General features: G+C 72.2%; 9 protein-coding genes. 3 read left to right on the top strand and 6 right to left on the bottom strand.

What is annotated here, in order from left to right:
- Positions 1 to 152 precede the first annotated feature (152 nt).
- The 3 genes from ACFVX4_RS09620 to ACFVX4_RS09610 all read right to left on the bottom strand — a co-directional run bounded on the left by ACFVX4_RS09620 (position 153) and on the right by ACFVX4_RS09610 (position 3,182).
- A complete protein-coding gene (locus ACFVX4_RS09620) occupies positions 153 to 1,142 on the bottom strand; it encodes a malate dehydrogenase (RefSeq protein WP_385325107.1) in 990 nt (329 codons plus the stop codon).
- Positions 1,143 to 1,629: 487 nt separating this feature from the next.
- Positions 1,630 to 2,289 (bottom strand): DUF3017 domain-containing protein, encoded by a 660-nt coding sequence (locus tag ACFVX4_RS09615; protein WP_389973747.1) that lies wholly within the window; start codon positions 2,287 to 2,289, stop codon positions 1,630 to 1,632.
- Positions 2,290 to 2,318: 29 nt separating this feature from the next.
- On the bottom strand, positions 2,319 to 3,182 hold the full coding sequence (locus ACFVX4_RS09610) for a bifunctional methylenetetrahydrofolate dehydrogenase/methenyltetrahydrofolate cyclohydrolase (protein ID WP_389973744.1): 864 nt from the start codon (positions 3,180 to 3,182) through the stop codon (positions 2,319 to 2,321).
- Positions 3,183 to 3,407: 225 nt separating this feature from the next.
- On the opposite strand from ACFVX4_RS09610, the gene ACFVX4_RS09605 reads away from it, so the two are divergent.
- Complete coding sequence (locus ACFVX4_RS09605) at positions 3,408 to 4,160, top strand: RDD family protein (protein ID WP_389973741.1); 753 nt, start codon at positions 3,408 to 3,410, stop codon at positions 4,158 to 4,160.
- Between the two features lie 69 nt (positions 4,161 to 4,229).
- Here the strand turns inward: ACFVX4_RS09605 and purH are convergent, their stop codons facing one another.
- Both purH and purN read right to left on the bottom strand, forming a co-directional pair.
- Positions 4,230 to 5,783: a bifunctional phosphoribosylaminoimidazolecarboxamide formyltransferase/IMP cyclohydrolase gene (gene purH / locus ACFVX4_RS09600; RefSeq protein WP_389973738.1), complete on the bottom strand. Its 1,554-nt coding sequence runs from the start codon at positions 5,781 to 5,783 to the stop codon at positions 4,230 to 4,232.
- Positions 5,770 to 6,426: a phosphoribosylglycinamide formyltransferase gene (gene purN, locus ACFVX4_RS09595; RefSeq protein ID WP_385325118.1), complete on the bottom strand. Its 657-nt coding sequence runs from the start codon at positions 6,424 to 6,426 to the stop codon at positions 5,770 to 5,772. Before purN ends, purH begins: the two co-directional genes overlap by 14 nt.
- A gap of 319 nt (positions 6,427 to 6,745) precedes the next feature.
- Between purN and ACFVX4_RS09590 the strand changes: the two genes are divergently transcribed.
- Positions 6,746 to 7,645 carry a hypothetical protein gene (locus ACFVX4_RS09590; RefSeq protein WP_389973735.1) on the top strand — a complete coding sequence of 300 codons (900 nt, stop codon included), beginning with the start codon at positions 6,746 to 6,748 and terminating at the stop codon, positions 7,643 to 7,645.
- Here ACFVX4_RS09590 and ACFVX4_RS09585 read toward each other — a convergent pair.
- Positions 7,635 to 9,341: a DUF6350 family protein gene (locus ACFVX4_RS09585; RefSeq protein WP_389974013.1), complete on the bottom strand. Its 1,707-nt coding sequence runs from the start codon at positions 9,339 to 9,341 to the stop codon at positions 7,635 to 7,637. The two genes, ACFVX4_RS09590 and ACFVX4_RS09585, sit on opposite strands and share 11 nt — an antisense overlap.
- A gap of 125 nt (positions 9,342 to 9,466) precedes the next feature.
- Here ACFVX4_RS09585 and ACFVX4_RS09580 point away from each other — a divergent pair, with 125 nt between their 5' ends.
- Positions 9,467 to 10,840: a helix-turn-helix domain-containing protein gene (locus ACFVX4_RS09580; RefSeq protein WP_389973733.1), complete on the top strand. Its 1,374-nt coding sequence runs from the start codon at positions 9,467 to 9,469 to the stop codon at positions 10,838 to 10,840.
- Positions 10,841 to 10,970: the final 130 nt, after the last annotated feature.

The following is a 10,970-nucleotide window of genomic DNA, read 5'->3' as shown; positions in this document are numbered from 1 at the left end:
GTAAGGGCCGAAAGACCCACCTCCCCGCGAGGACCAGCCAGGCTTGGGGGGGGGGTTCGTCCGTTCCCCGCCGGGGGTCTTGCACAAACGCTCCCCCCCCCGGCAGGGGGTGCTGCGGGGGCCGACGGGGTACGCGTGGAAGGGCGTACGGATCAGATCAGGCCGAGCTCGCGAACCGCGTCGCGCTCCTCGGTGAGCTCCTTCACCGACGCGTCGATGCGCGCACGGGAGAAGTCGTTGATGTCCAGGCCCTGGACGATCTCGTACTTGCCGTCCTTCGTGGTGACCGGGAAGGACGAGATGATGCCCTCGGGCACGCCGTAGGAGCCGTCCGACGGGATGCCCATGGAGGTCCAGTCGCCCGCGGCGGTGCCGTTGACCCAGGTGTGCACGTGGTCGATGGCGGCGTTGGCGGCGGAGGCGGCCGAGGACGCGCCACGGGCCTCGATGATCGCGGCGCCGCGCTTGGCGACGGTCGGGATGAAGGTGTCGGCCAGCCACGCCTCGTCGTTGACGAGCTCGGCGGCGTTCTTGCCGGCGATCTCCGCGTGGAAGATGTCGGGGTACTGGGTCGCCGAGTGGTTGCCCCAGATCGTCAGCTTCTTGATGTCGGAGACGGCGGCACCGGTCTTGGCGGCCAGCTGCGAGATCGCGCGGTTGTGGTCGAGGCGGGTCATCGCGGTGAAGCGCTCGGCCGGTACGTCCGGGGCCGCGGCCTGCGCGATGAGCGCGTTGGTGTTGGCCGGGTTGCCGACGACGAGGACCTTGATGTCGTCCGCGGCGTTGTCGTTGATGGCCTTGCCCTGCGGCTTGAAGATGCCACCGTTGGCGGAGAGCAGGTCACCGCGCTCCATGCCCTTGGTACGCGGGCGGGCGCCGACGAGCAGGGCGACGTTGGCACCGTCGAACGCCTTGTTGGCGTCGTCGGTGATCTCGATGCCGCGCAGCAGCGGGAAGGCGCAGTCGTCGAGCTCCATCGCGGTGCCCTCGGCGGCCTTCAGGCCCTGCGGGATCTCCAGGAGACGCAGGTTGACCGGCACGTCCGGGCCGAGCAGGTGGCCGGAGGCGATGCGGAAGAGCAGCGCGTAGCCGATCTGGCCGGCTGCGCCGGTCACGGTGACATTCACGGGAGTGCGGGTCATGGCGATCTCCGTTAGACAGCTGGCGGTGGGGGTTCCTGGCCCCTGGTGCTGGACATCCCTGAATCTTGATGTGAAGAGATATCCAGCGATCAGGCTATCCGACCCGGAACCTCCCGGCCGCCCTGCCCCCTGTGGCACCGCACACAACCCGTCACACAGCGCTCACCCGGCCGAATCCCGGTCGCCCGGGAGGCGGCGGCCCGGTGGCGGCGCCCGTACGGCCTGCGGTCAGCGCCCCGGCCCGGATCTCCGTTGCCTGACGATCACACGGTGGCGGAATGGTCACTTCCGTGCCACAGGCCGCAGGCATCTCTTGAACCGGCCTCACCCCGTCGACCAGGCTGAAGTCCGGACGGGGCAAGGCCGCTCAAGTCACCGCATTCCGGGGCGTTTACGTTCCGGTGAGCCCCGATACCGGTGTCCGTCCCTTCTCGGGGGAGGGGACGGGCACCGCCTCCGAGCGGTGCACCGGGCCGTGCGGGCGGGCTCAGCGGATGGTGAAGTGGACCGCCTGTTCCAGGAACGGAATGTCCAGCCACGGCTTGGGCTGCGCCACCAGCGCGAGCATCACGATGAGGAAGCCGAGCAGCCCGTACGTCACCAGGTCGGTGAAGCGGGAACGTACCGCCAGCATGCCCACCGACGGCACCACGAGCCGCAGCACCGCGCCGCCGATGAGGGCGGCGCCGATGAGCATCGTGCCGACCCGGAAGGCCTCGGCGAACGGATCGACCGCCACGATCAGCAGCCCGATCCCGGCCGTGCAGAGCACGGCGAGCAGCGGCCACTGACGGGCCGGGGCGGGTGCGTTCCCGGACGCGGCCCGGCCACCGCCCTCGGGGCGGGCGGTGTCCCGGGTGAGCGACGGAAACCGCCGCGACGGCCGCGTACCGCCTGCCGCCGCCTCACCGGCGGCGCCGTCACGGGTCGCGGCCACGGCCTGATCCGAGGCGGTCTCGCCCGAAGCCCCCTCGTCCGCAACCTCGTGCGCCGTCCCCTCGTCCGCGGTCTCGTCCGCAGTCCCCTTGTCGGCCGTCCCCTCGTCCGCCGTCGCTTCATCCGCGCCCGGCGCGTCGGCGCGCGGCGGCACCGCGGACGGGCCGTCCGCCTCGGCGGCCGGGTCGGCCGGACTCGTACCAGCACCCATGGGGTTCCTTCCGGATCGGGTCGGCCGGCTCAGACGGCGGTGGCCGCGTCGCGCTCGGCCGCCTCGACCACGTTGACGAGCAGCTGGGCGCGGGTCATCGGGCCGACACCACCGGGGTTCGGGGAGATCCAGGCCGCGACCTCGGCCACGCCCGGGTGGACGTCCCCGACGATCTTGCCGTTCTCGTCCCGGCTGACGCCGACGTCGAGCACGGCGGCGCCCGGCTTCACGTCCTCGGGCTTGATGATGTGCGGCACCCCGGCGGCGGCGACGATGATGTCGGCCTGCCTGAGGTGGGCGGAGAGGTCACGCGTACCGGTGTGGCACTGGGTGACGGTGGCGTTCTCGGACTTACGGGTCAGCAGCAGCGGGATGGAACGGCCGATGGTGACACCGCGGCCGACGACCACGACATGCGCCCCGTTGATCTCCACGTCGTGGTGGCGGAGCAGCTGGACGACGCCCTGCGGGGTGCAGGGCAGCGGGCCCGTCTCGTTGAGCACGAGCCGGCCGAGGCTCATCGGGTGGAGGCCGTCGGCGTCCTTGGCCGGGTCCATCAGCTCCAGGACGCGGTTGGTGTCGATCCCCTTGGGGAGGGGGAGCTGCACGATGTACCCCGTGCACTCGGGGTTGGCGTTGAGCTCCCGTACGACGTCCTCGATCTCCTCCTGGGTGGCGGTGTCGGGGAGTTCGCGCTGGATGGAGCCGATGCCGACCTGTGCGCAGTCACGGTGCTTGCCGTTCACGTACCACCGGCTGCCCGGGTCGTCCCCGACGAGCAGGGTTCCCAGGCCAGGGGTGATGCCCTGTGCCTTGAGGGCCGCCACGCGGACGGTGAGATCGGACTTGATCGCGGCTGCGGTGGCCTTGCCATCGAGAATCTGGGCAGTCATGTCCCCATACTCGCGGATGACCCCGCCCGCATACCAATTCCGGGTGCCGGGGGCGTACCCGATGTTGCACTTGCGCAACATCCATCGTCGCGGCTGGACAAACTTACATTCTACTTATAACGATTATGGCCGCAGTGCCGCAGAAGTACCGGGGGGCGGACCACTGACTCTTCTTTCCTCCGTGCGGCCGCATCGTCCCCGCACGCACGTTGGAGGAACGCCCAGATGAGTTTCGGCGACCCGAACCCGAATCCGAACAACCCGTACGGCCAGCAGCCGAACCAGCCGCCGCAGGGCCAGCCCGGTTACGGCTACCCGCAGCAGCCGCCGCAGGGCGTACCGCCGCAGGGTCAGCCGGGCTACGGCTACCCGCAGCAGGGCCAGCCGCCGCAGGGTCAGCCGGGTTACGGCTACCCGCAGCAGGCGCCGGGCACCCTCCAGGCCAACAACGGGTACATCAACGTCCCGGTCCTGGGCACCGTCCAGGTCGCCTCGATGGGCCGCCGCCTCGGCGCGCGCTGCATCGACGCGGCGGTCATCGGTGTCCTCTACGGCATCCTCAGCGCGATCGGCCTGGCCGGTGCGATGGGCATAGCGAAGAGCGCCGACGACTGCGGCGACTACATGGACCCCGGTTACCAGTCCTGCGTGAACGACGCGAGCAGCGGCATCATCGCCACCATGCTCGGCATGATCCTGATCTTCGGTCTGATCACGCTGCTCTACGAGTGGCTGATGATCTCGCTGCTCGGCTCGACCCTCGGCAAGATGGCCCTCGGCGTGAAGGTCGTCAAGGAGAACACCGGCCTGAACCCGGGCCTCGGCGCCGGGTTCATCCGCTGGATCATCCCGATCGTCGGCGTGTTCCTCTGCTACATCGGCGCGCTCCTCGTCTACCTCTCGCCGTTCTTCGACAACTCCGGGAAGCTGCAGGGCTGGCACGACCGTGCCGCCGGCACCCTGGTCATCAAGAAGTAACGCGCACCGCGCACGACACGAAGGGCCGGAACTCCTCGCGGAGTTCCGGCCCTTCGTGCTGGGGAACCGTCAGTGGAAGAAGTGCCGCGTACCCGTGAAGTACATCGTCACGCCCGCCTTCTTCGCGGCCTCGACGACCAGCTCGTCACGGACCGAACCGCCGGGCTGGGCCACGGCCTTGACGCCCGCGGCGGTCAGGATCTCCAGCCCGTCCGGGAACGGGAAGAACGCGTCGGAGGCGGCGTACGCACCGCGCGCCCGCTCCTCGCCCGCCCGCTCGACGGCCAGCTTCGCGGAGTCGACGCGGTTGACCTGGCCCATGCCGACGCCGACCGAGGCGCCGTCCTTGGCGAGCAGGATCGCGTTGGACTTGACCGCGCGACAGGCCTTCCAGGCGAAGGCGAGCTCCTTCAGCTCGTCCGCGGTCAGGGCCTCACCGGTGGCGAGGGTCCAGTTGGCCGGGTCGTCGCCCTCGGCCTGGAGGCGGTCGGTGACCTGGAGCAGCGCGCCGCCGTCGATCGGCTTGACCTCGACCGGGGCGGTCGGGGCGTCGGGGCAGCGCAGCACGCGGATGTTCTTCTTGCGGGCCAGGATCTCGACCGCGCCGTCCTCGTACGCCGGGGCGACGATGACCTCGGTGAAGATCTCCGCGACCTGCTCGGCCATGGCGACGGTCACCGGGCGGTTGACGGCGATGACACCGCCGAAGGCCGACAGCGGGTCGCAGGCGTGCGCGTTGCGGTGCGCCTCGGCGACGTCGTCGGCGATCGCGATGCCGCACGGGTTGGCGTGCTTGATGATCGCGACGCACGGCTCGGCGTGGTCGTACGCGGCCCGGCGCGCGGCGTCGGTGTCCGTGTAGTTGTTGTACGACATCTCCTTGCCGTGCAGCTGCTCCGCCTCGGCCAGGCCGCCGGCGCCGGAGGTGTACAGCGCGGCGGGCTGGTGCGGGTTCTCGCCGTACCGCAGGACGTTCTTCCGCTCGTACGTCGTGCCGAAGAAGTCGGGGAAGCCCGAGTCGTCGGCGGCGGCGTAGTCGTCCGCGAACCAGGAGGCCACGGCCACGTCGTACGCGGCGGTGTGCTGGAACGCCTCGGCGGCCAGGCGCTTGCGGGCGGTCAGGTCGAAGCCGCCCGCCTTGACCGCGGCGAGGACGTCGGCGTACCGCTCGGGGCTGGTGACGACGGCCACGGACGGGTGGTTCTTCGCGGCGGCGCGGACCATGGACGGGCCGCCGATGTCGATCTGCTCCACGCACTCGTCGGCGGAGGCGCCGGAGGCGACGGTCTCCTTGAACGGGTAGAGGTTGACGACCACCAGGTCGAACGGCTCCACGCCCAGCTCGGCGAGCTGCTCGCGGTGGGCGTCCAGACGGAGGTCGGCGAGGATGCCGGCGTGAACGCGCGGGTGCAGCGTCTTGACGCGGCCGTCGAGGCACTCGGGGAAGCCGGTGAGCTCCTCGACCTTGGTGACCGGGACCCCGGCGGCGGCGATCTTCCCGGCGGTGGAGCCGGTGGAGACGAGCTCGACACCCGCCTCGTGCAGACCGCGGGCGAGGTCCTCCAGCCCCGTCTTGTCGTAGACACTGACCAGGGCGCGGCGGATGGGCTTATTCACCGACATGACCGAGATGAACCTTTCGTCCCTCAATGCGATAGCCGTCACGGGCGAGCCGCCCCACGGCCTCGACGAGCAGCTTGCGCTCGATTTCCTTGATGCGTTCGTGGAGAGCGGCTTCGCCCTCCGCCGTGTCCTCCTCGGTCACCTCGACCACGCCCTGCGCGATGATCGGACCGGTGTCGACGCCGTCGTCGACGAAGTGGACGGTGCACCCGGTGACCTTCACGCCGTGCGCGAGCGCGTCACGCACCCCGTGGGCACCGGGAAAGCTGGGGAGCAGGGCGGGGTGGGTGTTGATGAACCGGCCGCCGAACCGGGCGAGGAACTCCTTGCCCACGATCTTCATGAACCCCGCGGACACCACGAGGTCCGGGCGGTACCCGGCCGTCTCGGCCGCGAGTGCCGCGTCCCATTCCTCACGGGTGGCATGGTCCTTGACCCTGCACACGAAGGTCGGCAGTCCGGCGCGCTCCGCCCGTTCCAGGCCGACGATGCCGGATCGGTCCGCGCCGACCGCGACGATCTGTGCGCCGAAGCCCTCGGGGTCGTCACCGATGGCGTCGAGCAGGGCTTGAAGGTTCGTACCCGAACCGGAGACCAGCACGACCAGGCGTGCCGGGGCGGTGGAGGGGGGCGGGGAGGCCACGGCTGGGCCCTTTCTCGCGTGGTGAAGCAGAGCGACGCTGATTTGTATGGTCGTACGAAAGAACTGAGCCCCTCGATACGGGGAACTCTACGAACCAGCCGACCGTCAGCAACGATACCGGCACCTCCGGGGACCCCCACGGGACGGGGGTGGGCGGCCGCCGGCCCGGCTCCGTGACGGAGGAGCGGGTCCGGGTGACGGATATCGGCCGTTCGGGCCCCGCTCCCAGCTTTCGGCCCCTCCTGGCCGGGAGGTAGCGTCAGGGGACAGCGAACCGTCCGCAGGGCGGAAATGACGAGATGGGGAAGACGTTCACCACATGCCGGACCGACGCCGCCGCACCGCCTTCCGCCAGCCGCTGCCCGAGCGGACCTCACTGCTGATGCGGGAACGCCAGTCCCCCACGGGCTCTTCCTCTTCTTCCTCCTCCTCTTCCGGCCAGGGGGACGACAACCCGTTCGCCGCGCCGCCCGAGAACCGGCCCGACCAGCCCTGGCAGCCCCGCCGCCCCTCGAACACCGGAAACGGCAACGGGAACGGCCAGGGCAACGGCGACGGCGACGGATCCCCCGAGGGCGGCTCCTCCGACGACCGGCCGGTCTGGGGCGGCCAGTGGAGCAGCCGGCAGCCCGGTCGCCAGAGCGGCGGCTTCGGCGGCCGCCCCGGAGGCCAGAGCGGGTCGAACGGCCAGGGCGGGCCCGAGGGCAGCCCCGGCGGGCTGCGCTGGGACCCGACCGACCCTGCCCAGCGCCGCGCGCGCTACGCGCTGCTGTCCGGCATGTGGGCCTTCTTCTTCGCGCTCTTCGACTTCCCGGAGATCGCCCTGCTGCTCGGCGCGCTCGCCGTGTACTGGGCGATCAGCTCGCTCCGGTCGAAGCCGAAGAGCGCGTCCGCCACGGCGGCCGAGGGCTCCGGCCAGGCGTCCGGCCCGGCTCGGGCATCCGGTCCCGCCCAGGCGCCGGGTTCCGCTCCGGCGCCCGGATCCGTACGCGGCACCCCCGCGGCCCCGAGCGGCGGCAGGCAGCAGACCACGGCCGCGGTCAGCGGTCTGGTGACGGCGCTGCTCGCGCTCTCGATCGTCGCGACGACCTTTACGGTGCAGCTGGTCTACCGCGACTACTACACCTGCGTGAACGACGCCCTGACCAAGGCCGGGCAGCTGTCCTGCAACGACCAGCTGCCGAAGCCGCTGGAGCCCTTCTTCGGCGTCAAGAACTAGGGTCTTCCGTCCCGGACGGCCCGGCCTCCTCCGGCCGGGCCGTCCGCTCGTGCCAGGGGCCGGTCGGCAGGAAGTCGTACGGCGCGAGGCCCTCGTCCGGGGCGGGCATGCGGGCGGCGGGCGCCGCGGGCGCCGACGCGGTGCCGACCGCGAGGGAAGCCGCGACGGGCGTGCTCTCCGGGGAGCCCGCCGACGGCGCGGACTCGTCTCCCGGCACCGGCCCGGCAGCCTCGTCGCCGCCCCGGCGTCCCGAGCGCTGCCACCACCGCCGACCACCACTGCTCGACTCCGGCGACGCCTCCCCGGATTCGGACACCGACTCCCCCTCCGCGGCCTTCCCCGGCGCCGCGACGCCGGATGCCCCGGCCACGTACGCCGCTTCCTCCCCCTCCGCCGTCACCGGCACCGCGCCCACCCGCCACCATGCGACCCCGCCGCGCTCCCGCAGCCGCCAGGCCCGGAGCAGCAGCGCCCCGGGGACGCCGAGCAACGCCGTCCACACCAGAGCCGCCGCACCCGTGAGCCACCACACCGGCCCGAACTCCGCCAGCGCCCGGGTGCCGAGCGGACCCCCGGCCGCCGCCGCCAGCACCGCCGTGCCGGCCCCGCACCCCACCGCCCCCAGGGCGGCCGCCAGCGCGGTCTCCCGCAGGCTCCACGCCTCCTCGGGCGCGGCGTGCGAGGGTGCGGCCCCCCGTACCGTGAACCAGGCGACCGTCACCCCGGCCGCGACCGGCACCGCGACGGCCGACCAGTTCAGGGCCGTTCCCGGGCCCGCGGCGGGCACCGCGGCCAGCAACGGGAAGCCGGGCAGCGCCGGGCGCCCCGAGAAGGCGAGCGGGGTGACCGTGGACGCCGTACCGAGGGCGAAACCCGGCCCGAGTCCGTACGCCGCACCCCATACCGCCGCGTTCGGCACCAGCACCAGCGCGAGCAGGAACACCGCGACCCGGCCCGCCCAGTCGCCCGAGAGCTGGACGAACGAGTGCTGGGCGGGTTGCGCATGCCACACCAGCGCCACCGCGACGAGCAGCGCCCCGCCGCCGAGCAGTACCGTCACCCCGGCCGCCGCCGACCGGCACACCGTCCCCGCGCACTCCCTGAACCGGCTGCGCCCCAGCGCCTCGTGCAGGCTCACCGGCGCCCAGGACGGCAGCGGCCCGACCGGGCGCCCGGCCGCCGTCCAGACCCCGGCCGCCGCCGCTCCCGCCACCACGACGGCCGACGGGAAGAGCAGCGACGGCGGGTGCACGGAGAGCGGACCGTCCCACCCGTAGCACGCGACAGCTGCCCCGACCAGCAGATATCCACCGACGACCATGACGAACGCGCCCTCCGCGGCGAGTGCCGGACGCTCTTCGTCCGACACCAGGGCGTCCCGCGCCGCACGGTGCACCAGCCACACCGGGACCACGGCGAGCAGCAGCGGAACGAGGCCCACCGGGGCGGGGACCCCGCTGAGCGTGTCGGCCCTGATCAGCTCGGCGCCGTGGGCGAGCAGCCAGAGCCCGGCCGCCGCATGGAACGCACCGCCGATACTGCTGTCGGACGTCGGGGAGCTGATCCACAGCGCCAGGACGAGGACGGCGATCGAGCCCAGTCCCAGCCCGGCCGCAACCGCTCCACGCAGAAGGGCGAAGGCCAGCACGGCGGACCGGCCCTGCTCTGCCGACAACGATGGGCTGTTTTCGGTCACTTGGGTCACAGGGCAATGTTCCCAACGACACGCTCTTATTCCGCGTAACGGGCGAATGGCCGCTGTGTCGCTCAATATGCGTTTATGTACTTTTCTACCCGGTGCAGCTCCGCGGGGGGTCCTTCATGACGCAGGGTTCGACCGATACGGCCTCTGCTCATCCGCTCCCCTCCCCCAAGGAGCGGCGCAGACTGCGTGAGGCGAAGTCGCTGAGTGAAGAGCAGGTCGCGACGGCCGTGGGCGTCACCCGTGCGACGGTCCGGTCCTGGGAGACCGGCCGCACCACGCCCCGGGGGCGGAAACGTGAGGCATACGCCAGGCTGATCAACGGTGGCCGGACGAACCCTCAGGCCACACCGCCGAGCGCCCGGACCAAACCGGCCGCTCCGAACACCCGGCCGAAGGCCGCCGTCAAACGTGCGGCCCGCCCGACGGCACCGACGTCGGTCGCGAGGCTGTCCAAGCCGGTGACGTCCACGAAACCGCCATCGCGTCCGCCGGCCCCCGTCGAAGCCACCGGGAGCACCGCCATGGCCCCGACCGAGCCCGGCACCACCCCCGATCCGCCCGACGCCTCCGGCGCGTCCGCCACCCGTGGCGCACCGGTGGCAGCGGCGGCCCCCGCCTCCAATGGCGTATCCGTGATGCCCGAATCGGGCCCGGGGGCCGAAGCCGCCGGGCTCTCCCCCGCCGAGGCATTCGATGCTCTGTACCAACACTCCGCCGCCGGCCTCTTCCGCCAGACGTTTCTGCTGACCGGGCGCCGAGGCCTCTCCCGGGAGTCCGTGGCGCGGGCCTACGCGCTGGCCTGGGAGCGCTGGCCGGAGGTCGCGGTGGACCGGGACCCGGTGGGCTGGGTGCGGGCCGCCGCGTACGAGTACGCCATGTCGCCGTGGCACCGCCTGCGCCGCGCCCATCGCCGGCTCGACCCGCCGCCGGCCGAACCGGGTGCGCGCGCCCTGCTCGACGCGCTGCTCGAACTGCCGCCCTCGTACCGCCGCACCCTGCTGCTCTACGACGGCGTCGGCCTGGATCTGCCGGAGACGGCGGCGGAGACGGAGGCGAGCACCCCGGCGGCGGCGGGCCGGTTGACGAACGCCCGCGCCGCGGTCGCCGGGCGGCTGCCCGAGCTGGCGGAGCCCTCGACGCCCACCGAGCAGTCGGCGCTCCTGAACGAGCGGCTCGGCGCGCTCGCGTCGGCCCAGCCCGCCGAATCGCTCCCCTCGCCCCTCGTGATCCGCACGGACAGCGAGCGCAAGGCCCAGCTGTGGACCCGGGCGGCCGTCTCCTTCACGGTGCTGATCATCGGCCTGACGCTGTTCACGCTGGCGACGGCCCCGACGCGGTACGAAACCCCGGAGTCACCCGCCCAACAGGTCGGCGGGGTGCCTCCGCGAGGTGGTCCGCAGAAGCTGACGCCGCAGGACCTGAAGCTGCAGACGAAGCTCCACGGCGAGCTCGTACGGGGTCCGGCACGGCTGACCCCCGGGGCCGGCTGAACGAACGGGCCCGCCGTTCCGCACGGACGCAACGGCGAAATGCAGAAACGGCGCGGGTCCGTACCCCTGATCGGGTACGGACCCGCGCCGTCTGTGCGGTGACGCGATACTGCGGTGCTGCTCCGGCGCG

It is taken from the genome of Streptomyces sp. NPDC058240, from assembly GCF_042882135.1.
Classification (GTDB): Bacteria; Actinomycetota; Actinomycetes; order Streptomycetales; family Streptomycetaceae; genus Streptomyces.
The sequence above is the reverse complement of the archived record's forward strand: the minus strand, read 5'-3'. Positions and strand labels throughout refer to the sequence as shown.